Origin of the sequence: Paenibacillus sp. GCM10023252, from assembly GCF_042653305.1 — a bacterium.
Taxonomy (GTDB): Bacteria; Bacillota; Bacilli; order Paenibacillales; family Paenibacillaceae; genus Pristimantibacillus.
The window spans coordinates 125931-147435 of record NZ_JBHSHW010000001.1 but is presented as its reverse complement, the minus strand read 5'-3'; the positions used below and the strand labels follow the sequence as shown (position 1 = coordinate 147435).

General features: G+C 54.8%; 19 protein-coding genes, 2 pseudogenes and 1 riboswitch. Of the genes and pseudogenes, 18 read left to right on the top strand and 3 right to left on the bottom strand.

The window, feature by feature from the left end:
• Positions 1–21: 21 nt before the first annotated feature.
• The 7 genes from ACFO9Q_RS00715 (at position 22) to ACFO9Q_RS00685 (ending at position 6776) form a co-directional block, all read left to right on the top strand.
• Positions 22–711, top strand: coding sequence for a response regulator transcription factor (locus ACFO9Q_RS00715; protein ID WP_379177616.1), 690 nt, complete (start codon positions 22–24; stop codon positions 709–711).
• Between the two features lie 37 nt (positions 712–748).
• Positions 749–3964, top strand: a complete 3216-nt coding sequence (locus ACFO9Q_RS00710; RefSeq protein ID WP_379177614.1) for an efflux RND transporter permease subunit — start codon at positions 749–751, stop codon at positions 3962–3964.
• Between the two features lie 513 nt (positions 3965–4477).
• Positions 4478–4870: a hypothetical protein gene (locus ACFO9Q_RS00705; protein ID WP_379177612.1), complete on the top strand. Its 393-nt coding sequence runs from the start codon at positions 4478–4480 to the stop codon at positions 4868–4870.
• Between the two features lie 55 nt (positions 4871–4925).
• A complete protein-coding gene (locus ACFO9Q_RS00700; RefSeq protein WP_379177610.1) occupies positions 4926–5261 on the top strand; it encodes a DUF3889 domain-containing protein in 336 nt (111 codons plus the stop codon).
• 107 nt (positions 5262–5368) lie between these two features.
• A complete protein-coding gene (locus ACFO9Q_RS00695) occupies positions 5369–5680 on the top strand; it encodes a YbjQ family protein (protein WP_379177608.1) in 312 nt (103 codons plus the stop codon).
• A gap of 223 nt (positions 5681–5903) precedes the next feature.
• Positions 5904–6224 carry a rhodanese-like domain-containing protein gene (locus ACFO9Q_RS00690; RefSeq protein ID WP_379178016.1) on the top strand — a complete coding sequence of 107 codons (321 nt, stop codon included), beginning with the start codon at positions 5904–5906 and terminating at the stop codon, positions 6222–6224.
• The gene (locus ACFO9Q_RS00685; RefSeq protein WP_379177606.1) at positions 6225–6776 is read left to right on the top strand and encodes a hypothetical protein; all 552 of its coding nucleotides are present in this window, start codon (positions 6225–6227) and stop codon (positions 6774–6776) included. It abuts the gene before it with no gap.
• 61 nt (positions 6777–6837) lie between these two features.
• Here ACFO9Q_RS00685 and ACFO9Q_RS00680 read toward each other — a convergent pair.
• Together ACFO9Q_RS00680 and ACFO9Q_RS00675 are read right to left on the bottom strand one after the other, a co-directional pair.
• Positions 6838–7027, bottom strand: a pseudogene (locus tag ACFO9Q_RS00680) (VOC family protein); the annotation flags it as partial.
• A 35-nt stretch (positions 7028–7062) separates the two neighbouring features.
• Positions 7063–7260 (bottom strand): annotated as a pseudogene (locus tag ACFO9Q_RS00675) (transcriptional regulator); the annotation flags it as partial.
• A 113-nt stretch (positions 7261–7373) separates the two neighbouring features.
• Between ACFO9Q_RS00675 and ACFO9Q_RS00670 the strand changes: the two are divergent.
• Together ACFO9Q_RS00670 and ACFO9Q_RS00665 are read left to right on the top strand one after the other, a co-directional pair.
• Positions 7374–9617 carry a heavy metal translocating P-type ATPase gene (locus ACFO9Q_RS00670; RefSeq protein WP_379177604.1) on the top strand — a complete coding sequence of 748 codons (2244 nt, stop codon included), beginning with the start codon at positions 7374–7376 and terminating at the stop codon, positions 9615–9617.
• Positions 9618–9702: 85 nt separating this feature from the next.
• The gene (locus ACFO9Q_RS00665) at positions 9703–10392 is read left to right on the top strand and encodes a sulfite exporter TauE/SafE family protein (RefSeq protein ID WP_379177602.1); all 690 of its coding nucleotides are present in this window, start codon (positions 9703–9705) and stop codon (positions 10390–10392) included.
• A gap of 12 nt (positions 10393–10404) precedes the next feature.
• Here ACFO9Q_RS00665 and ACFO9Q_RS00660 read toward each other — a convergent pair whose 3' ends face one another.
• The gene (locus ACFO9Q_RS00660; RefSeq protein ID WP_379177600.1) at positions 10405–10848 is read right to left on the bottom strand and encodes a FixH family protein; all 444 of its coding nucleotides are present in this window, start codon (positions 10846–10848) and stop codon (positions 10405–10407) included.
• A gap of 149 nt (positions 10849–10997) precedes the next feature.
• Positions 10998–11237, top strand: a riboswitch (cobalamin riboswitch).
• Positions 11238–11420: 183 nt separating this feature from the next.
• Here ACFO9Q_RS00660 and ACFO9Q_RS00655 point away from each other — a divergent pair.
• From ACFO9Q_RS00655 to ACFO9Q_RS00615, 9 genes are all read left to right on the top strand, one after another.
• Positions 11421–12410 (top strand): ABC transporter substrate-binding protein, encoded by a 990-nt coding sequence (locus ACFO9Q_RS00655; protein WP_379177598.1) that lies wholly within the window; start codon positions 11421–11423, stop codon positions 12408–12410.
• A 12-nt stretch (positions 12411–12422) separates the two neighbouring features.
• Positions 12423–13460 carry a FecCD family ABC transporter permease gene (locus ACFO9Q_RS00650; RefSeq protein ID WP_379177596.1) on the top strand — a complete coding sequence of 346 codons (1038 nt, stop codon included), beginning with the start codon at positions 12423–12425 and terminating at the stop codon, positions 13458–13460.
• Complete coding sequence (locus tag ACFO9Q_RS00645; protein WP_379177594.1) at positions 13457–14254, top strand: heme ABC transporter ATP-binding protein; 798 nt, start codon at positions 13457–13459, stop codon at positions 14252–14254. Before ACFO9Q_RS00650 ends, ACFO9Q_RS00645 begins: the two co-directional genes overlap by 4 nt.
• A gap of 143 nt (positions 14255–14397) precedes the next feature.
• The gene (cobT, locus tag ACFO9Q_RS00640; RefSeq protein ID WP_379177592.1) at positions 14398–15462 is read left to right on the top strand and encodes a nicotinate-nucleotide--dimethylbenzimidazole phosphoribosyltransferase; all 1065 of its coding nucleotides are present in this window, start codon (positions 14398–14400) and stop codon (positions 15460–15462) included.
• Positions 15463–15469: 7 nt separating this feature from the next.
• A complete protein-coding gene (gene cobU, locus ACFO9Q_RS00635) occupies positions 15470–16165 on the top strand; it encodes a bifunctional adenosylcobinamide kinase/adenosylcobinamide-phosphate guanylyltransferase (RefSeq protein WP_379177590.1) in 696 nt (231 codons plus the stop codon).
• Positions 16159–17151: an adenosylcobinamide-phosphate synthase CbiB gene (gene cbiB / locus ACFO9Q_RS00630; RefSeq protein WP_379177588.1), complete on the top strand. Its 993-nt coding sequence runs from the start codon at positions 16159–16161 to the stop codon at positions 17149–17151. The genes cobU and cbiB overlap by 7 nt, the downstream gene beginning before the upstream one ends.
• Positions 17109–17924 carry an adenosylcobinamide-GDP ribazoletransferase gene (gene cobS, locus ACFO9Q_RS00625; RefSeq protein ID WP_379177586.1) on the top strand — a complete coding sequence of 272 codons (816 nt, stop codon included), beginning with the start codon at positions 17109–17111 and terminating at the stop codon, positions 17922–17924. The genes cbiB and cobS overlap by 43 nt, the downstream gene beginning before the upstream one ends.
• A 23-nt stretch (positions 17925–17947) precedes the next feature.
• Positions 17948–20710: a cobyric acid synthase gene (locus ACFO9Q_RS00620; RefSeq protein ID WP_379177584.1), complete on the top strand. Its 2763-nt coding sequence runs from the start codon at positions 17948–17950 to the stop codon at positions 20708–20710.
• The gene (locus tag ACFO9Q_RS00615) at positions 20707–21420 is read left to right on the top strand and encodes an adenosylcobinamide amidohydrolase (RefSeq protein WP_379177582.1); all 714 of its coding nucleotides are present in this window, start codon (positions 20707–20709) and stop codon (positions 21418–21420) included. The genes ACFO9Q_RS00620 and ACFO9Q_RS00615 overlap by 4 nt, the downstream gene beginning before the upstream one ends.
• The last annotated feature ends 85 nt before the right edge of the window (positions 21421–21505 follow it).

Here is a 21505-nt window from a genome sequence, read left to right as displayed (position 1 = left end):
ATGGCGGGTGATGCAAGAGAGATGAGCAAGATACTAATCATTGAAGATGAGCGATCCATTGCCGAGCTGGAGCGAGACTACTTAGAGAGCCATGGCTTCACCGCTGAGATTGAAGGAAGAGGGGATATTGGCCTGCAGAAGGCTCTGGGCGGGGATTATAATCTCATCATTCTCGATCTGATGCTGCCCAAGGTTGACGGGTTCGAGATCTGCAGACAGATTAGGCAGGTGAACAATATCCCGATTATTATGATATCCGCCAAGAAGGAAGATATCGATAAGATACGCGGACTAGGGCTTGGTGCCGATGATTATATGATTAAGCCCTTCTCGCCAAGCGAGCTTGTCGCCCGTGTGAAGGCCCATCTCGCGAGGTATGAGAGATTAACTGGAGACAAGCTGATTCGCGGGGACCTTATCCAGATTAGAGGCGTCGTCATCGACAAGACCTCCCGTAGAATTACGATTCATGACCAAGAAGTGATGCTCACTTCGAAGGAGTATGAACTCTTGTTGCTGCTTGCTTCGCATCCTAATCGGGTTTTCAACAAGGAAGAGCTGTTCGAGAGGATCTGGGGGCTGGACTCGCTGGGCGACATTGCGACCATCACCGTCCACATTCGGCGGCTACGAGAGAAGATTGAACACGATCCGTCGAAGCCTCAGTACATTGAGACGATCTGGGGCGTCGGCTATCGGTTTAAGATATAGATGGCACTAGGAAGATTACAGGAGGAATGCACGAATTATGAAAAGCATCATTAACTTCTCACTGAACAACAAATTCGCACTATGGATACTAACTCTGCTCGTCCTGTTCGCCGGATTATATGCCGGAACGAATATGAAGATGGAGACGCTGCCGGATATTACGATTCCAATCGTAAGTGTAACAACGGTCTATCCCGGCGCTGCTCCGGAAGAGGTCATGGAGAAGATTACGAAGCCGGTCGAACAGCGTACCCGCAATCTGAACGGGGTCACGGTCGTTAGCTCTACCTCCTATGAGAATGCCTCTTCCGTTGTCATTGAATTCAACTATGACACGGACATGGAGAAGGCAACAGCAGAGGTGAAGGATGTCCTGTCGGACCTCAGCTTCCCTGCAGGAGTGCAGGACCCGGACGTCTCCCGGATCTCGCTGAACTCCTTCCCGGTCATCTCGCTTAGTGTCTCCGACAAGAAGCAGAGTCTGGAGCAGCTCACGAACACGGTAGAGAGTGACGTGCTGCCAACGCTGCAAGGGCTTGAAGGAGTAGCGAGTGTACAAGTGTCCGGACAGAATGTGAAGGAAGCTGAGCTTGCCTTCAAGGCGGACAAGCTGAAGCAATTCGGACTGACCGAAGAGACGGTGAAGGGGATCATTCAAGGGTCGGCCGTGTCGGTGCCGCTTGGCATCTATGAATTCGGAGATACCGAGAGAACGCTTCTGCTGGACGGCAATGTGGTGTCCGAAGATGATCTGAACAATGTAGAGATTCCTCTCGTGCCAGGTGGTCAAGCCGGAGCTGGTGCCGCTGCTGGTGGGCCGGGCGCTGGTATGCCGGGTTCTACCGGAGGTGCGATGCAGCCTCCAGCCGGGGCGCCATCAGGCGGTGCAGCTGGCGGAGCGGCTGGTGTAGGCAGTGGCGCTGGTGCTGCTAACGGCCCTGCCATTCAGCTTCCTACGGTGAAGCTAAGTGAGGTTGCTGATATCAAGGTACTTGACAAGGCGGAATCCATCTCTCGCACGAATGGGGAGGATGCGATCGGTATCTCCATCGTGAAGGCTGCTGATGCGAATACGGTTGAAGTCGTTAATGCCGTTAAGGATGAAGTGAAGCAGCTGGAGAAGGATAACGATAGCCTCGTCTTCGTCAACACACTTGACCAGGGCGAGCCGATCGAAGAGTCCGTGAATACGATGCTCAGCAAGGCCATCATCGGTGCCTTGTTCGCGGTTGTCATAATCCTGTTGTTCCTGCGGGATATTCGCTCGACCATTATTGCAGTTATCTCCATTCCGCTGTCGATCCTAATTGCGATGCTGGTCCTTAACCAGATGGACATTACGCTGAATGTCATGACGCTTGGCGCGATGACGGTAGCCATTGGCCGAGTGATTGACGATTCCATCGTCGTCATCGAGAATGTGTACCGAAGAATGTCCATGGCAAGCGAGCCGCTTAAGGGGAAGGCGCTCATTCTTAGCGCGACTCGTGAGATGTTCGTGCCTATCTTATCTTCGACAATCGTGACGATCGCGGTGTTCCTGCCGCTAGGACTTGTGTCCGGCATGATTGGTGAGATCTTCCTGCCGTTCGCACTTACGATTGTGTTCGCACTGCTAGCTTCCCTTTTGGTTGCGATTACCGTCGTCCCTATGATGGCACATATGATGTTCCGCAATGGACTGAAGCCGGGCAAGGCGGATCATGACAAGCCAGGCAGAATAACAGAAGGCTACAAGTCAATCCTGCGTTGGTCACTGAATCATAAGCTAGCCGCATTCGGCTTAGCCATCCTGCTGCTCGTAGGCAGTCTGTTCCTCATCCCGGTCATCGGCGTCAGCTTCCTGTCTGGAGACGAGGAGAAGACGATGGTTGTTAGCTACAACCCGGCTCCAGGTGAGACATTGGAGCAAGTGAAGACGATGGCGCTCGATGCTGAGAAGGCATTGATGAAGCGTCAAGAGAATGGACTTGACATTATCCAGTACGGCATCGGCGGGCAGAATCCGTTCTCACCGGGCGCTTCTAAGCAGGCTCTATTCAACCTGGTGTATGACAAGGAGTTCGAGGACTTCGCGGCGGAGAAGGAGAATGTCGTTAAGCTGCTTGAAGGACTGGGCGGCAAGGGCGAATGGAAGGAGCAGGACTTCACAGGCGGAGGTCTGGGAGGAAGCGGTACTTCCATACTCGTATACGGCCCGGATATGAAGACCATTCAGCCGATTGCGAAGGAGCTCACTGACAAGCTCGCTGATAATGAAGATCTGAAGAACATTGATTCCAGCTTGTCAGAGACTTATCAGCAGTATCACCTCGTTGCAGACCAGAAGAAGCTCAGCAGCTATGGCCTAACGGCAGGTCAAGTAGCGATGGCATTAAGCCCGACGCGCGAGCGTCCTGTCCTGACGAAGATTGAGAAGGACGGCGAAGAGCTGAATGTGTATGTGAAGGTGGAAGAGAAGGGCTATAAGGACAAGTCAGATCTGGAGCAAGTGAAGATTGCCTCTCCTCTTGGCTTCGAGGTTGCCCTTAAGGATGTCGTCAAGATCGAGGACGACGAGTCGCCGAATACGATTACTCGCCGGACAGACCGAATCTATGCAGAGGTTACGGCAGATGTCACAGCGAAGGATGTTGGTGCGGTATCGAAGGACATCCAGACTGTGATTGATGAGATGAAGCTTCCTGCTGGCGTCGACGTTGAGATGGGCGGAGTGACGGAGCAGATTAACGAGTCCTTCCAGCAGTTAGGGCTGGCTATACTTGCAGCTATAGCAGTCGTCTACCTCGTGCTGGTCATTACGTTCGGCGGCGCAGTCACGCCGTTCGCGATTCTATTCTCCTTGCCATTCACCGTAATCGGCGCGTTAGTTGGACTGTGGATTGGCGGCGAGACACTGAGCGTTACCGCAATGATTGGTGCGCTGATGCTGATCGGTATCGTCGTCACGAATGCGATCGTCCTCATCGACCGAGTGATTCAGAAGGAGAAGGAGGGCATGTCCATCCGGGACTCCCTGCTCGAAGCAGCGGGCACAAGACTTCGCCCGATTCTGATGACCGCGATTGCGACTGTTGGTGCACTGTCCCCTCTGGCGCTAGGCTTCGAATCCGGCGGCCTCATCTCCAAGGGACTCGGGATTACCGTCATCGGTGGACTCATCAGCTCCACCTTGCTGACGCTAATCATCGTACCAGTCGTGTACGAGTTCCTGAATCGCAAGCGCAAGCCGCGTTCAGCGGAAGAAGTGTAAGGGTAGAGCTGGCCTGAAGGAAGGAGGACTTAACACGGGGAATCCGTGTTAAGTCCTCGGCTCCCTGCTTAGTGGAAGGATTGGAAACAGAGATGTCGTGTTAAGGGCAGCATTGTGGCCTCACACTAGCCGCCTAGCACGATATGGTGCAAAAATGCACCAGAATAGCGTCCAGCAAGGCTGGTCGAGTACGATATGGTGCAAAAATGCACCAGGATGGCATCCAGCAAGGCTGGTCGAGCACGATATGGTGCAAAAATGCACCAGAATGGCGTCCAGCAAGGCTGGTCGAGCACGATATGGTGCAAAAATGCACCAGGATGGCGTCCATCGTCCAGCAAGGCTCAGGATGACGGTAGGAGGTTTTCCGCCAGCGAAGGTTCGCCGAGGCTCCTAGTCCTAACCTTTCCTAAGTACAAGGTGGTATCCCTAAGCCCAAAAGGCTGCTGGGATACCACCTTTTTTGTATTATAATGGGATGGAAGGAAATGTACGAAGGAGGTCGCGGATGAGATGCTGTACAATAGCAGGCTTAAGCCAGTCAAGCGTTCACCGGCCAGACAGAAGCTAGGGAAGCTATGGTTCACTGGCAAAAGATACTTACAGTGGATCAGGTCACGCCGCAAGATGGCCAAGACGAGAGAGTACGCGGACTTGCCATATCTCATCCATACCCATCAGACACCGCTGATGAGGCAGCTGCGCAACGTGGATATGGAGCTTCAGCGGAATAATGAGAGCGAGCATAACATCCGCTCTAATCCATGGGGAGGCTATACACGAAGTAACCGAATCTGCCGCCGAATCTGGAACGAGGCGGGTGAGTGCATAGAGGATCAACTAGTGACAAGCAATCAAGCGCTCATGATGTATTCTCCTCTGCTGGAGCAAGCCCAATATGAATAGCTTATCCTGCCATGGGTCAACCTACCAATAGAATCCATAGGGGGTGACATGGTCAATGAGAGCACAATCATATCTAATCGCAGCAGCCCTGCTAATTGGCAGCAGCAGCTTCATGGCTAGCGTTATGCCGCTTGCGGGCACAGCTCATGCAGAGCCAGCCTATGCGAAGTGGGGACGAGTGGCGGTAGAGCAGACGTCGAAGAAGTACCAAGCGGAGATCGTCGATTACCGCTACGATGGGCGCAGAGTCATTAGCAGCAGTGAGGCGGAGGAGAGGTTCAAGCTTATTGTACGTAAGTCAGGGCGTGAATTCGGTGTTCAAGTGGCGGTTCGGGTGAACAGCCGGTCGAATGAGCTCATTCAAGTGAATTACCAAGAGACAGACGCATAGGTAGTGGGCAGTCATAACCTGTTGCAACTTGTGGCATGAAGTCCCGTACTAGTTAAGAAGTCAAGGTATTCCATGAGTTCATTCCAGTACGCGAGGAGGTTATGTTCATGTTATTATCAACAACGCCAACGATCGAGGGCCGTCCGATTCAAGAGTACGCGGGTGTCGTAACAGGTGAGGCCATTATGGGGGCGAATGTGGTGCGCGACTTCTTCGCTTCCATTACGGACATTGTCGGCGGGCGGTCAGGAGCCTACGAAGGCAAGCTGAAGGAAGCGCGTGATGTCGCGATCGACGAGATGAAGTCACAAGCCTCACGAATAGGGGCCAATGCGATCGTCGGTATTGATATTGATTATGAAGTGGTGCGCGAAGGGATGCTGATGGTTGCGGTTAGCGGCACGGCCGTTCGCATCTAGACAGGAACATGGGTAGGAAGCGAGAGGCTCCGTGCTGCGGAGCCTCTCTTCCTATGTGAATGCGATGACCTCTGGACACCGTCGATACTTGAACGTTACAATATAGGTCGAATACAAGGAGACACAGCCTTCGGTACTGTATGATGATGGAAGCTCGGGGCTGGAAGGACAGATTCGCGTTCTGCAATCGTGATCGAAGCAATATCGAGTGAATATTAAGGAGATGGACACATTGACAGCAGCCATAACCCCTGAAGAGGTAGTTCAGCAATTGGAGCAAGGCGATCGCTTGACCATCGTAGATGTGAGAGAGCGCGAGGAATGGGTAGAGGGACATATTAAGCAAGCCGTCCATATCCCGTTGTCGGAGCTGGAAGCTCGTGTGAAGGAATTCGACCAGCTGGAGCAGCCGGTCATCATGGTATGCCGCAGCGGTGGACGCAGCGGACGCGCATGCGACTTCCTTGAAGCTCATGGATATTCGGTCATTAATATGACCGGCGGGATGCTGCAGTGGCCGAGCGTAGTGGAAGCGGGGGAATAGTTGACCGATCTCCGAGCAAGGATGAATATACAGACTGCGCTTCTCGAGCTGGATGACGATGCCTTGAGCAACGCGTGCATCAGTCCTGTCATTGACCTGTACAAGGAGCACCAGGCACAGAATCCGGACTTGATTGAGCAGCTGTTCCTCAGGTTGACGAAGGGGCAGCTTGCCCTGTTTGCTTACCGGTCGTTATATAATCACGCCAGGAATTCCTTGTCCGAGTTCTATTGGTGGAGCGCTTATTACTATGCACAGCCAGATCGCTGGAGAGGGCTGCTGCGCAGCCTTCAATTCTGGGGTGAGAGCGCGATGCTTCATGCCATAGGAGAGGTCGAGCAGGAGCTGCAAGGTAGAGGCTATTCAAGGACGCTGGAAGGCTTCAACGTGTATGAGGCGGACCTGGAGCAGGATGCAGAGCTGCGTGCAGCCTTCAGCAGCCTTCAACAGAAGTTCAACCTTGCCTCTCCGCTTATACTCGCGAGCATAGGTGCATACATCAGATTACATCCTGAGGAATTCATGAAGCCTCAGGATTCTAGCACGGTTTAGTCCTCATATGCGGAGTTGCCCTCTAAGGTAATGATAGACCATAGAGGGCAGCTCCATTTTTTTATTTCTCCACCATCTGAATGTGGTTGCCGCATGTGTCATCGAAGAGCGCTATGGTGAGTTCGCCCATTGTGGTCGGCTCCACCCGTGAACTTCACGCCCTTCTCCAACAATCGTCTATACTCGGAATGAATATCTGCAATTCCCAACATTGTTGCCGGGATACCATCCGCGGAGATTTTCTGCTGATACAGCGATCACATTCGTCCTGAATGGTTCCTAACCGTTACTCTACCCACCTCTTCAACAAGTTCTCAAGAAGTTCATTGTTGAAAATAACGACTCGATACTTATCCCTCCTCGTCAACTATACAAGACCTGCTTCTTCCAGTGCAGCAATATGCTTAGCTATCTCCTGTCGCGTAATAGATAGATCGTGCTTCGTAATGAGACGGATCGTAAGCTCGTATAACGTCTGCTTGTTAACATTCACAACCTCCAATCATGCTTACCCCTCCTGCCACATATAGTGTATTGCAGGACAACTAGTCGCAAGGAACCTTCGAGCGGCCTGAGAAGCGGGTGAAGCAAGTGAGTATGAATACAGACTCCACGGTGCAGGTCATAGATCTCCAGCTGCAAGGAATGAGTTGCACCGCATGTGCGGCTCGAATTGAGAAGTCGCTGCGTCGAATGGAAGGGGTCGAAGCCGTATCGGTCTCCTTCCCGGCACGTACGGCTTGGGTGCAATATCAGCCGGCAATTGTCGAGCAGAGTCAGATGATTAGCCAGATTGGCAAGCTTGGCTTCCATGCGGCTGTCCCGGAGTCAGGAAGGAGCAGTCTGCAGCAGGAGCTGAAGTCGCTTCGGCTCCGCCTCTGGCTGTCCATCCTGCTGACCCTTCCGCTGCTAGCCTCCATGACTCACCATTATGAATGGCTGTCGGCTATTCCAGTACCACAGCTATTGCTGCAGCCCTGGCTCCAGCTTGCTCTGGCGACTGTGGTTCAGTTCGCTGTCGGCATGCCCTTCTACTTCGGAGCGTATCATGCACTGAGACAGCGCGCTGCGAATATGGACGTGCTGGTGGTGATTGGGACGACAGCAGCCTATCTCTATAGTCATTATATGGTGGTGACCGGAGGGCTTGGCACGGATAGGGGGGGACATGAACTTCCGCTATACTTCGAGACGTCGGCCGTTGTCATTACAGCCGTGCTCCTGGGCAAGTATCTCGAAGGTGCGGCATCGAGCAGAGCTCAGCAGGAAGTCGACGGGTATCATAAGCTGCTTAATCATATGGTGACGGTTGAACGAGCAGGCCAGCATGAGCAGATCCGGGCGGCATTCGTTCGGGAAGGTGATATCGTCATCGTGGAGGCTGGAGAGACCATTGCAGTGGATGGCATTGTACTGAGCGGTTCTGCAGATGTGCTCGAGGCGTTGTTGACTGGAGAATCCTTACCCGTGTTGAGAAAAAACCCAAACCGCGTCCTAGCAGGAACCGAAGCGATTAGCGGCAGCCTTCGCATACGTACGATCGCAGCAGGGGAAGGGACGCTTATCAGCCGGATTAGCGAGCTCGTGAAGCAGGCGCAGGCGTCCAAGAGCGAGCTCGGACGCCAGGTAGACCGGGTGGCGGGCTGGTTCGTGCCCGCCATGCTAGTCTGTGCAGCGCTCACCTTCGTGCTGTGGTGGGCACTGCTGGACCCTGGCAATACGGCACATGCCTTCGTCTGTGCCATCGCAGTCATGCTCGCCGCATGTCCCTGCGCAATGGGGCTCGCAGCTCCCATCTCCCTCGTCATCGCCTCTGGCAAGCTGGCGAAGAGGGGGATCATAGTGAAGGACGCGGGAGCACTTGAGCGCCTGTCGCGAATGGATACGCTAGTCGTTGACAAGACGGGGACACTGACAGAGGGTAAGCCGGTCGTAAGCGGCATCTATACAGAGATGCCGGGCGGACGCCAAGCGCTGCTCCGTCTAGCCGCTGCGGCGGAGCTGCAATTACAGCATCCGCTGGCGAAGGCGATTGCTGCAGCTGCAGCGGATGCCGGCTTAGTGCCTCCTACTGCCGAGCATACACAGACGATTCCGGGCAAGGGAGTAGCTGCGCGCATAGGCGGCAAGCGAATCGGTATTGGCAATGCAAGGCTCGCGGCAGAGCAAGGCTGGACTGTGGGCGGAGGGATTCATGCCTTCGCACAGAGCAGGGAATCAGCGGGGCAGACCGTCCTATTCGTCGCTGAAGAAGGTCGCTGTATGGGTTCAATTGCTCTAACCGATCGAGTGAAGCTGTCCTCTATTCAAGCGGTCAAGCAGCTGAGGAGAGATGGAATTACCGTCATGCTGGCTACGGGAGATCATCCTGCTCCTGCACTTGCTGCAGCTAAGGCTGCGGGCATCGGACAGCTGCATGCATCCATGCTGCCGGAAGGGAAGCTAGCGCTCATTCAGCAGCTCAAGGCGGAAGGGCGGAGAGTCGGGATGGCGGGTGATGGCTGGAACGACGCTCCTGCTCTGGCTGCAGCAGATATCGGACTTGCGATGGGAGACGGGACGGATGCGGCTCTGAGCGCCGGCCACTTGACGCTCGTGAAGTCGCGACTTACTGCAATTCCTGAAGCCCTTCAGATTAGCCGGCTGACCCTTCGCAATATTAGAAGCAACCTCATGTTCGCGCTCTTGTACAACATTATGATTATTCCGTTCGCAGCGGCAGGGTTATTGGAGCCTTGGATGGCTGGGACCGCCATGGCACTCAGCTCGGTGTCGGTCGTCGGCAACGCGCTGCGGCTGAGCGGACAGATCGACCGGATGGACCGCAGGTGGCTGACATGATGGTGCAGCTTATGAGCCATGTTGTCGTAACTGAACAGCTAGACTGTCTGATCGACCGGATGGACCGCAGGTTCAGGTGGCTGACATGATACTGGAGCAATGGGGTCTAGTTGTCGTAACCGGCTTGCTCAGCGCGCCGCATTGCATCGGCATGTGCGGAGGGATTGTGTCCTCCGTCTCCCTGCAGTCGAGGGCAAGCATCATGCGTACGACACTGCTCTACAATGTGGGAAGAGTCACGTCCTACACGGTGCTTGGTGTGCTCATGGGGCTTGCCGGCTCGTTCCTGGACTTGGCGGGGAGATTAGCGGGACTGCAAGGAGCAGCCTCCATCCTGGGCGGGCTGCTCCTGCTGCTCTGGCTATGGCGGCGGTTCCAGCTTCCGCTGATGCATGGGTTATCGGCCTTCCTGCACAAGAGGCTGGCCGTCCCAGAGCAGCCTATCAAGCTTACTAAGCGGCAGGAGAGCCTCCACCTCTTGCTGACCGGCCTTGCCTTCGGTTATCTGCCCTGCGGATTAACCTACGCGATGCAGATGAACGCAGCAGCAACCGGCTCCCCTTGGCAAGGAGGAGCTGTCATGGCGCTGTTCGGCCTAGCGACCTTCCCGGCGCTTGCAGCAGCCAGCTTCATTGCCGCTTATGCCGGCAAGCGCTGGCGGCGCTTCATGCGCCGTGCAGGAACGATAAGCGCCGCAGCAGTAGGCGTGCTGTCGATCCTGCGAGGGCTCGCCGCGAATGGCCTCATACCGAGCCTCACGCCTTGGCTCTGGTAGCATTAGCTGGAGTTAATGTACCGTCTTGAAGCGGCGAATCATAGTAGTTGACGTCCCATCCTGGCTCATAACCGATAGACTTGCAGACCAAGTGCCAGCCATGAGGGGAACACCCTCGCCGACATATACACCGGGTGAGGTCTCCTTCAGCTCCACGGCAACATTGCCGCATACCATTCCTACCATATCGAGCTTGCCCGCAATGACCGCTCCTTGCATAGGCTTGCCTTCGGAATTGACCATCCGTATGGTGAAGGTATTCGCCTCAAGCACCTTGGCCGGATAAGGTCCAATCGACCATTCTGCTCTCCAATCCCCAACTTGATGGGATGTCTTGGGGGGAGCATCCGTCTGGCTGCTCCTCATGAAGAAACTCCCTGCCCATGTACACAGGATGGCTGCCGCGAGGAGCAGCAGGACCGTCCGCCAGTTGAATCGTATGTTCCTTGTCAGCATGGCAATCCTCCTAGATCAAGTGCTCATCCCTAGTTACGTATGCGGAAGAGGAGCGAAGAAGAACTAAGCGAACAGGGCTGGACAGACCTGAGAAAGCGATGGTATAGTTACTACTGCACAATTACATAGTCATATAGATACAGGTGCTGATAGGAAGAGCAGTGGCAGGCGTTAGGCCCGTCATTCTCTCGTATTAGCTTAATAGGGAAGCCCGGTGTGAAGCCGGCACGGACCCGCCACTGTAAGGAGATTCCGGATGAAGACAGCCGTACGAGCTGCTTGTCCGGCAAGCGATGAGCACGAAGTCACTGGGCCTTTAGTTAGCCTGGGAAGACGCGAATTCGCGATAACTCTGAGTCAGGAGACCTGCCTGTATCCTTAACGCTTGAACCTACGTGGATTTAGGGAGGTGTTGGAAGCTGGCTTGCCCGCTATATTACTAGTGGGGGAGACCTGAATTCTGTTCAAGCAGACGTTTGAGCATTTCTGACACATGGACACATGGTCGGGGATGCTCTTTTTTTATTATGTTATGGTGCAAAAAAAATCAAAGTAGGAGTGTGCAACGGAACATGGTAAACTTGCAACTGAAGAACAAATTAGAGAAGACAGGACTCGCGATGCTGCTTGCTGTCATGATGGTCCTGCTGGCTGCTTGCGGCGCATCCAGCTCTAACGACAACCAAAATGAGGCAGTAAATAACGGCCCAGCTACCACGAACGCGGTTAACGAAGAGAAGGCTACCGTCTATCCGCTGACGCTTAAGGATGCTACGGATACGGAGCTTGTGTTCGATACCGCACCAACGAAGGTGGTGACGCTGGTGCCAAGTGAGACAGAAGTCATGTTCGCCATTGGAGCCGGGGATGTAGTCGTCGCCGTTGACGAGAACAGCAATTATCCAAGCGAGGCTGCTGCCTTGCCGAAGATAGGTAACATGACGACGAATATAGAAGCCGTTACGGCGCTTAATCCTGATCTGGTCGTCGCGTCCTCTTCCATGAATTCGGAGGCGATCGAGCAGCTGCGTGCCTTGAAGATTAAGGTATATGCTTCTGAACCGAAGACCTATGATGCCGTCATTGCCAAGGTGGAGACCATGGGCCAGATCATGGACAAGCAGGGTGAGGCAGCTAAGGTTGCGGAGCATATGAAGAGTGTCCAGCAGCAAGTGAATGATGCAGTGAAGGACGCTCCTAAGCGGAAGGTCTACCTGGAGTTCTCCCCGGGCTGGACGGTCGGCTCCGGTGAGTTCCTGGACGAGCTGCTGACGATGGCCGGGGGAGTTAATATTGCGGGCAGCAAGCCAGGCTGGTTCGAGGTAACACCTGAAGAGGTCATTGCACAGAATCCTGAAGTGATTCTCTATCCGAATATGAAGGCTGATCCTAACCCGATCGAAGAGGGCATCCTCAGCCGCCCAGGCTGGAGCGTCATCGCTGCAGTGAAGAACAAGCAGATGTTCGCTCTGACGGAGGATCCGCTCGTTCGTGTCGGACCGCGTCTGGCAGACGGACTGCTGGAGATGGCCAAGGCTATACATCCTGATTACATAAAGTAGGTAGGCATACAGATGAGACACAAACTATGGATATACGGAGGAGCAGCCATGCTCCTTCTTGCTGTTTCTATGATGGTGTCCCTGTCTATCGGTTCAGCGGGTATATCACTCGTTGATGTGTGGGGAATTCTCATTCACCAGCTGCCCGGTATGGACATCCCTGAAGGCAAGTGGTCTCCCGGAGAGATCGCTATCGTGACCCAGGTCAGGCTGTCACGTGTGCTGCTCGCTGTACTCGTCGGGGCTTGCTTGGCGCTTGCTGGGACCGGCTTCCAAGGGGTGCTGCGCAACCCGCTTGCAGATCCTTATACGCTGGGAGTTGCTTCGGGCTGCTCTGTCGGCGCAGCGTTTTTAATTTTGTTCGGATTTCAGGCGGCAATGGGAATGTGGACGATTCCTTTGGTTGCTTTTGCAACGGGGGTGGCGACCTTGCTTGGCGTATTCTGGCTCAGCCGTACGAGAGGCGCTATGCAGATCGAGACGCTCATTCTGTCCGGAGTTATTATGCAAGCATTCCTCGGCGCGTTCGTCTCCTTCATGGTGTCGATGTCGCAAGGGGTTGTGAACGAGATTCTATTCTGGCTCATGGGCTCTCTTGCCATGCGGAGCTGGGATAATGTCTATATGCTCGTTCCCTTCCTGCTTATTGGGATACCGCTGCTGCTGAGGTATGGGCAAGCGCTTAATCTGTTCGTGCTCGGTGAGCGGCATGCGGCCCATCTGGGCATTCGTGTCGAGCGGACGAAGCTTATTGTGTTAATCGGGTCAACGCTGCTTACGGCTGCAGCCGTCAGTGTGTCGGGGGTCATCGGCTTCGTTGGACTCGTCGTCCCACATCTGCTCCGACTGCTAGTTGGACCTGACTATCGGCTGCTCATCCCACTGTCTGCCATCGGCGGAGGAATATTCGTCCTGTGGGCAGATACGCTCGCGAGGATGGTGCTCTCTCCTAGAGAGATACCGCTTGGTGTCGTCACGGCGCTCATCGGGGCTCCATTCTTCGCCTATCTCCTCTATCGCCGGAAGCTGGAGCAAGGGGGCACATCATGATTGAAGCTCGTGATATCCGTCTGGACATTGAAGGGACAACCGTACTGAATGAACTGTCGTTCTCATTCCAAGCCGGGCGGATGTATGGTATTATCGGACCTAATGGCGCAGGCAAGTCCAGCTTGCTGCAGCTGTTGTCCGGGGTAGAGCAGCCGACTAGCGGACAGGTGCTGCTGAACGGGCGTCCGGCTTCGGACTATCCGCGCAAGGAACTGGCTCAGCGGCTAGCTGTCTTGCAGCAAGGAGGTCTTCCGCCGGTTGGCTTCACGGTGCGTGAAGTGGTTGCGATGGGGAGATATCCGTTCCAGAATTGGTTCGGAGATGAGCCCGGAGATCCAGAGCCTGCCATTCAGCACGCTCTTGAAGCGATGGGACTGCTAGCGCTGCAGCATCGCAGGATGGATCAGCTAAGCGGCGGAGAGAGACAGCGAGCTGCGCTGGCGAAGCTGATGGTTCAGAATCCGAAGGTGATTCTGCTGGATGAGCCTACCACTTATCTGGACATCGGCTATCAAGTGGGTCTGCTGGACACGGTGAGGCAGTGGCAGCGAGAGAGTGGGCTCACTGTTGTAGCGGTGCTTCATGACCTGAACTTAGCCTCCATGTATTGCGATGAGCTGATGGTGCTCCATGAAGGACGGGCTAAGGCGATCGGAACACCACACGAGGTGCTAACAGAGGCGATGATCAAGCAAGTGTACGGCACGGATACGGCTATTATCCTTCATCCTCAGCTTCATGTTCCGCAGGTCTTGCTGCAGACTAGAGGGGATACTGGCGGTAAGCCGTTCTAATGGCATGTTGTCCGGATGCCAGGGATAGGGTTAGTAGATTCATTGAATGACTAATTAGTAGAATAGTAGATTAATAGAACGGTAGATCATATTAGTAGATTGATGGATTAATAGATTACTAGCAGGGGAGATGTGAGTGGGGGATGAATGAGAATCAGTGCTTAAGACTGGCGCACGCTATTGGAGAGATAAGGCCGCTTGACGAAGAGATTGCGAGGCTTGCGGATCGGCATTCCGACGGATTAACGAAGCCGCCCGGCTCCTTAGGCAAGCTGGAAGCGATCGCCCGTCAGATTGCGGGAGCGACTGGACTGCTGTGGCCGGACCTGTCGAAGAAGGCGGTCATCGTGATGGCTGCGGATCACGGTGTCTGCGAGGAAGGCGTCAGTGCATTTCCACAGGAAGTAACACCGCAGATGGTGCTTAACTTCCTGAGCGGCGGCGCGGCAGTGAATGTGCTGGCCAGACAGGCGGGAGCTGATGTGTACTGTGTAGACATTGGGGTGAAGGGCGAGCTGGAGCATTCGGAGCTGACTACGCGGAAGGTGCGGAGCGGTACGGCGAACATGGCGAAGGGACCGGCAATGGACCGGGAAGAGGCGATACGGGCCATTCTGCATGGCGTCGAGATAGTTGACGAACTGTATGCGAAGGGCTATCGGCTGTTCGCGACAGGGGAGATGGGCATCGGCAATACGACCGCTAGCGCGGCAATTGCTGCTGTACTGACTGGTCTGAGTCCAGAGCAGACCGTTGGCCGCGGAACGGGAATTAACGATGAAGTATGGCTTCACAAGGTGCGAGTGGTGAGGCGTGCGATCGAGGTGAACCAGCCTGAAGCGGGCGATCCGTTCGATGTGCTCGGCAAGGTTGGCGGGCTTGAGATTGCAGGGCTAGTCGGCGTCATACTGGGTGCTGCTATGCATCGTTGTCCAGTCGTCATAGACGGCTTCATCTCCTCAGCTGCTGCTCTCGTCGCTTCCCGCTTGTCCGAGCATGCCGTCTCCTATATGATTGCATCTCATCTCTCTCAGGAGCAGGGTCATCTGAAGGTGATGGAATCGATAGGGCTAGCCCCGATGATTCAGCTGGATATGAGGCTTGGTGAAGGAACAGGAGCGGTGCTCTGCTTCCACTTCATTGACGCTGCAATGCTGCTCATGCAAGAGATGGCCACCTTCGAGAGCGCCGGCGTGTCCCGGTCGTAACGGCAATATGGCTATATTAATTACTGGAGGAGCACGAAGCGGGAAGAGCTCCTTCGCCGAACAGCTTGCGATGCGCAGCGCCTCGAGCGGAATCTATATCGCCACGAGTCGAGTGTGGGATCGTGAGATGGAGGATCGGATTGGCAAGCACAAGCAGGACCGGGAAGCCTCGGGCTTCCCCTGGGAGACGGTGGAGGAGCCGATGGAGCTGACCTCGCTGCTGAAGCAGCTGTCCGCCTTGCAGCAGCTGAAGATTGCTCGCGGAGAGCGGGCTTCGGTCGTGCTGGTGGACTGCTTAACGCTGTGGTTGTCCAATCAATTGCTCGAGCTGGAAGAGGATATAGGAGCGGATTCAGATCTAGATGCAGATGCGGATGGGGATGGTCAGGCTGTCGACCGATTCAAGTATGCGAAGGAAGCTTCATTAGGCAATGACCAGCAAGCCATGCGGCAGGTGGAACGAATCATCCATGAATTAGTAGAGGACATTCGCAGCTATCCGTATCCTCTCATTCTCGTGACCAATGAAGTCGGCAGCGGTGTCGTTCCGGCCTATGCACTCGGCAGGAAGTTCCGAGACGCCGCAGGGCAGTTGAATCAGCGCGCTGCCTCCGTCTGCAAGCAAGTATTTCTCGTGACGGCAGGCATTCCTGTAGATATGAAGCGGCTCGCGTTCCAATGGGAGGATTGGGAAGGATGTTAATGCTGTACACCCTTCCTGAGATTCTGCTCATCCTTGCAGCTGCGATTATTATTGATTGGATCATAGGCGATCCGAGATGGCCCACTCACCCGGTTATACATATCGGCAGGTTGATTAAGAGACTGGAGCGAGTATTGCTTGCCTCTAGGCTGTCCCGCAGAAGCGGAGGCATCGTACTGACGGTCGTAGTACTAGCCCTCTCCTTCGTCGTGATGTTCATCATTACGTACTCTGCAGCAGCTGTTCATTCTTGGTTAGGCTATGCAGTCAGCGCCTGGTTCATCTCCACGACGATTGCGGTACGGGGGTTGAAGGAAGCTGCCATGCAGGTATATCAACCATTGGTAGAAGGACGGCTCGAAGAGGCGCGTAAGTATGCCGGATATATTGTCGGCAGGGATACCCAGCAGTTGAATGAGCAGGAAGCTGCCCGAGCGGCGATTGAGACGGTGTCCGAGAATACGGTAGACGCCTTGGTCTCGCCGCTATTCTATGCCCTGCTTGGGGGAGCGCCACTGGCCATGCTCTATCGAGCGGCTAATACGCTGGATTCTATGGTAGGCTACAAGAATGATAAGTATAGAGAGTTCGGCTGGTGCTCTGCACGAACCGATGATGTGCTGAACTGGCTGCCTGCAAGGTTAACCGGGCTGCTGCTTGTTGCAGCAGCGGCGCTGAGCAGAGGGTTGTCTGCACCCAGAGCTTGGGGGGCTATTCGGCAATTCGCACACAAGCATCCGAGTCCGAACAGCGGCATCCCTGAATCAGCGGTTGCTGGCGCTCTTGGCATTGAGCTTGGGGGCGTGAACTGGTACTTCGGTCAGCAGAGCGAGCGTGCGCGCATGGGCTGGCCGCATCGTCCACTTGAGGCGATGGATATTAAGCGTACCATTAGGTTGTTATATCTAGTAAGTCTACTATTATTGGCAGGAGTGCTGGCAGGATGGTTATTCGTCTATTCAAGCTTCACCTTCAAGGTGCTGTAGCGGCTGTTCAATTTCTAACCCGGCTGCCTGTCCCTGTCTCCGTTCCCTTCGATGAGGCGGTACTCTCTCGCAGTGTCAGCTATTATCCGCTTGCCGGGGGGCTTATTGGAGGAATTATTGCTGTCTGTTATGGGCTGCTGGAGTTAGCGGCGTTGCCGCAGCTTCCTTCGGCCGTGCTGCTCCTGGCTCTATGGCTGATACTGAGTGGAGGACTGCACCTCGACGGGTGGATGGATACAGCGGACGGACTGCTCAGCCACCGCTCAAGAGAGCGAATGCTGGAGATTATGAAGGACAGCCGAGTGGGCGCGATGGGCGTACTGGCGGCTGTACTGCTGCTGCTGCTGAAGTTCGCCGTGCTAGCTGAGCTGTATGCGGCTGAAGTTCGCTTAGTTACCGTCATTCCCTTCCTAATCAGTATTCCGGTATGGAGCAGATGGTGGATGTCTGCCGCGATTGTATGCTGGCCAGGAGCCAGAGCAGGGGAAGGGATAGGGAGTAAGTTCCAAGGGGCAAGGCTTCGGCATGTTGGGCTTGGATTCGTGATCGCAGCTGCGATTACGGGTATTAGCGGTTACGCATGCGGCATCGCGGGCATAGATCTTGTCCTGCTCATTGCCGTGCCTGCTCTCCTGACCACCCTGTTCGGCGCAATCGCAGCGTCATGGATGAGCCGCAAGCTTGGCGGGTTGACTGGCGATACCTATGGCGCGCTGAACGAGTGGATAGAGATGCTGCTGCTATTCGTTGTCATGCTTGATCTAACTAGTTAAAAAAAGGAGCAGGTGGTCTATCTATGCTTGAGAGATATGGACATGGCGGGGATCTCCGAACGGCTGCCGAAGCGTTCGGAGTACCCCAAGATGAATTCCTGGATTACAGCTCGAATATGAATCCTCTGGGTCCTCCTCCTTCGGTGAGAGAGGCTCTTCTTCATTATGCGGATGTTATTGGTCAATATCCTGACCCTGCGATAAGAGGCTTGCGGGCTAAGCTGGCTGCTTACCATGGGGTTACGGACGATGCAGTGCTTGTAGGGAATGGGGCTGCAGAGCTCATAGATCTAGTGGCTCGAGTCCACGGGGCAGGCGTCACTGGGCTGGCTGTGCCATGCTTCGGTGAGTATGGGGATGCGGTGCGCAAGGCATCCGGCACGGTTAAGGCCGTGCAGCTGAATGAGGAGTATGGATTCGAATGGCAGGAGGAGCAGGTGGACGAAGCGGTGAAGGCAGAGGCACCATTCTGGCTCATCGGTTCACCGAATAATCCGACGGGCAGGCTCGTTAAGCCGGAGTATATTCGCAGGCTGCTGAGGGCAGGGGCTAGAGTAGCAGTGGACGAGGCGTTCATGGACTTCGTGACTGACGAGGAGACCTACAGTCTGGTGCGGGAAGCTGCTGTGAATAAGCAGCTGTTCGTCATCCGGTCGATGACGAAGTTCTACTCCATACCGGGTATCCGCCTCGGCTACATCATCGGACATCCGGACGAGATTGCCAGGCTGCGAGAGCTGCAGGTGCCATGGAGCGTGAATTCACTGGCTCAGTCAATTGGTGAAGCCGTATTGGGTGACAATAGCTATGCGGAGGCAACGAGACAGTGGCTGGCAGAGGAGAGACCATGGCTGTCGAAGGCGTTGTCCAGTCTGGATTGCACCGTCATTCCTGGAGCAGCGAATTATATGTTGTTCAGACTGCCCGAGGGTAAGGGGCTGACAGCAGCTGAGCTTCAAGAGAGGATGGGCAAGCAGGGCATTCTGATCCGTGACGGAGGGAAGTTCGAGGGGCTGAGTGGCAGCTATTGCCGGATTGCCATCAAGCGGAGAGCTGATAATGAGAAGCTGATTCAAGTCCTTCGGCAGTGCTTGGCAAGCGAAGTGAGTGAACGAGATGATGGGATAGCTTCGAACACCTCTGCTAGAGGAGGAGAGTCACATAAGCGGCAAGCTTCTACCATCATGGTGCAAGGCACAGCATCTGATGTCGGGAAGAGCTTGCTGACTGCGGCTTTGTGCCGGATTTTCAAGGAGGATGGGCTTCAGACGGCTCCCTTCAAGTCTCAGAACATGTCGCTGAACTCCTACGTCACTTGGGATGGCAAGGAGATTGGCCGGGCGCAGGGAATGCAGGCAGACGCTTGCGGCGTGCTCGCTACGACAGATATGAATCCGATCTTGCTCAAGCCGACGAGAGAGATGTCCTCTCAGGTTGTCGTTCATGGGGTGCCGCTGCGGGATTATGACGCTAGAGAGTACCGTGAGCGATACTTGACCGAGGCTGAAGCTGTCGTGAGAGAAGCAATCGGACGGCTGCGGAGCAGCTATGATGTTGTCGTGCTGGAAGGGGCAGGAAGTCCGGCGGAGATTAATCTGAAGGATCGGGACATTGTCAATATGCGGATGGCCGCTTGGGCGGATGCGCCTGTGCTGCTAGTGGCGGACATTGACCGCGGCGGTGTGTTCGCTTCCGTAGTCGGGACGCTCGAGCTGCTGGAACCAGAGGAGCGTAAGCGTGTAGCGGGAATCATCATTAACAAGTTCCGCGGCGATGTGTCACTGCTTCGTCCTGGTCTGGATTGGCTGGAGAAGAGGACGGGGAAGCCGGTGCTTGGCGTCCTGCCGTATATGCGCGGCCTGGAGCTGGAGGATGAGGATTCATTGTCCTTGGACAGTCAGCAATGGGAGCAGGATAGGAAGGATGATATTGATGATCGATACACACTCGATATCGCCGTCATTCGACTGCCTCGCATCGCGAACTTCACCGACCTGGACCCACTTCGGTTCGAGCCAGACGTCCGAGTGAGATTCATTGAAGAGACTGAAGCATTGGGGAGACCTGATGTGATCATTCTGCCGGGCAGCAAGAATACAATCGAAGACCTGCTATGGCTGGAAGATACAGGACTTCGAAGCTTGGTCTTGGAGCATGTCGCAACAGGAGGCTTCCTAGTCGGCATATGCGGGGGATATGAGATGCTTGGTGAGAGGCTGCTGGACCCTGTAGGCGTGGAGTCTGCAGTGGAAGCTGCTGGTGGGCTTGGTATGTTCCCCTTCGATGTGACGTTCTCGCAGGTTAAGCGAACCGTTAGGGTTCAGGGGACGGCTAGATTATACGGAGTATTACGCACTGCTGCAGGGGATACGATGAGGGCTGAGACAGATGGCTACCCCATCGATGGATATGAGATTCATATGGGCGAAGTCACCTGGCACCGGTACCAGGAGCAGCCGCTCTTATTGCGCGAGCAAGTGATTGGATCCGAATTAGCGGGAGAGGGTGAGGCTGAACCTGAAGCGGATTATGCGGAAGGGGCTGTCTCGCCAGATGGACGAGTCTGGGGCACGTTCGTCCATGGCATTCTTCATAATGACGACTATCGCCGTGGATGGCTCAATGAGGTGCGGAGAGCAAGAGGTTGGGAGCCGCTCTCTGCAGAGCTGCGATTCCGGGAGCGGAGGGAAGCTGCCTTCGATCGGCTGGCTGCAGAGGCGAGAGCGCACCTTAACATTCCTGCTATTCGACGAATTATGGGGATCGACGAGGGGGATGAGGGATGACGCTGCCTTTTCGAACGGGCAATAGGGTGTATCAAAGTGAAGGCTGGGCCGGACTCACAATCAGCCTGCTGGAGGAGAGAATCGTGCTGGAGAGCCCTGATACACTTCGGATGCTGAGCAGCTCGGTGAACCTGGGCGGGTTCGCTCACGGTGAGCGGGTCGTGAACTGGGAAGTTCCGCTTAGTTATAGAGGGACAGATCCTGAGGAGGACATGAAGAGCCGGCTGGCTGAATGGGGGTATTCGGCTGAACGGACAGTTGGACTGTTAACTGCAGCGAAGCTGACTCATGCTTCCATCCTCGAGGAGGACGGCGACTGCTGTCATCTCATCTCCTGTACGACGGCAGGCACTCGCAACGCTGCTCGTTCAGGGCTACCAAGACCGACCTTCTCCGCCTATCGTCCGGGAACGATTAACACGATAATCGCCGTTAACGGTGCGATGACGGACTCAGCGATGGTGAATGCCCTAATCACTGCAGTGGAGGCGAAGTCGGCTGCCTTGCAGGATCTGGGCATTGTGGACCCGGATAACGGCCTGCTGGCTACCGGAACGACGACCGATGCCATCGTGCTGGCCGTAAGCCAGCGTTCAGAATTAGGGGTAGTTCATCCGTATGCAGGAGCAGCGACAACGATTGGCAATGCCATAGGCCGCCTCGTCTATGAGACGGTGTATGAGGCGGTTCGGACACAGCACGATAATTGATAAATAAATTCTATATAGTTAATAAATATATAGAGGTTTTGTTAATGAGCTTGAGATGATACACTCTCTTCATCTGAAAAGGGTG

What these genes read in the sequence shown, in the direction of transcription:
- ACFO9Q_RS00715 (WP_379177616.1), top strand. Translation starts at nt 22, where the DNA reads ATGAGCAAGATACTAATCATTGAAGATGAGCGATCCATTGCCGAGCTG.
- ACFO9Q_RS00710 (WP_379177614.1), top strand. Translation starts at nt 749, where the DNA reads ATGAAAAGCATCATTAACTTCTCACTGAACAACAAATTCGCACTATGG.
- ACFO9Q_RS00705 (WP_379177612.1), top strand. Translation starts at nt 4,478, where the DNA reads ATGCTGTACAATAGCAGGCTTAAGCCAGTCAAGCGTTCACCGGCCAGA.
- ACFO9Q_RS00700 (WP_379177610.1), top strand. Translation starts at nt 4,926, where the DNA reads ATGAGAGCACAATCATATCTAATCGCAGCAGCCCTGCTAATTGGCAGC.
- ACFO9Q_RS00695 (WP_379177608.1), top strand. Translation starts at nt 5,369, where the DNA reads ATGTTATTATCAACAACGCCAACGATCGAGGGCCGTCCGATTCAAGAG.
- ACFO9Q_RS00690 (WP_379178016.1), top strand. Translation starts at nt 5,904, where the DNA reads ATGGACACATTGACAGCAGCCATAACCCCTGAAGAGGTAGTTCAGCAA.
- ACFO9Q_RS00670 (WP_379177604.1), top strand. Translation starts at nt 7,374, where the DNA reads ATGAATACAGACTCCACGGTGCAGGTCATAGATCTCCAGCTGCAAGGA.
- ACFO9Q_RS00665 (WP_379177602.1), top strand. Translation starts at nt 9,703, where the DNA reads ATGATACTGGAGCAATGGGGTCTAGTTGTCGTAACCGGCTTGCTCAGC.
- ACFO9Q_RS00660 (WP_379177600.1), bottom strand. Translation starts at nt 10,848, where the DNA reads ATGCTGACAAGGAACATACGATTCAACTGGCGGACGGTCCTGCTGCTC.
- ACFO9Q_RS00655 (WP_379177598.1), top strand. Translation starts at nt 11,421, where the DNA reads ATGGTAAACTTGCAACTGAAGAACAAATTAGAGAAGACAGGACTCGCG.
- ACFO9Q_RS00650 (WP_379177596.1), top strand. Translation starts at nt 12,423, where the DNA reads ATGAGACACAAACTATGGATATACGGAGGAGCAGCCATGCTCCTTCTT.
- ACFO9Q_RS00645 (WP_379177594.1), top strand. Translation starts at nt 13,457, where the DNA reads ATGATTGAAGCTCGTGATATCCGTCTGGACATTGAAGGGACAACCGTA.
- cobT (WP_379177592.1), top strand. Translation starts at nt 14,398, where the DNA reads ATGAATGAGAATCAGTGCTTAAGACTGGCGCACGCTATTGGAGAGATA.
- cobU (WP_379177590.1), top strand. Translation starts at nt 15,470, where the DNA reads ATGGCTATATTAATTACTGGAGGAGCACGAAGCGGGAAGAGCTCCTTC.
- cbiB (WP_379177588.1), top strand. Translation starts at nt 16,159, where the DNA reads ATGTTAATGCTGTACACCCTTCCTGAGATTCTGCTCATCCTTGCAGCT.
- cobS (WP_379177586.1), top strand. Translation starts at nt 17,109, where the DNA reads ATGGTTATTCGTCTATTCAAGCTTCACCTTCAAGGTGCTGTAGCGGCT.
- ACFO9Q_RS00620 (WP_379177584.1), top strand. Translation starts at nt 17,948, where the DNA reads ATGCTTGAGAGATATGGACATGGCGGGGATCTCCGAACGGCTGCCGAA.
- ACFO9Q_RS00615 (WP_379177582.1), top strand. Translation starts at nt 20,707, where the DNA reads ATGACGCTGCCTTTTCGAACGGGCAATAGGGTGTATCAAAGTGAAGGC.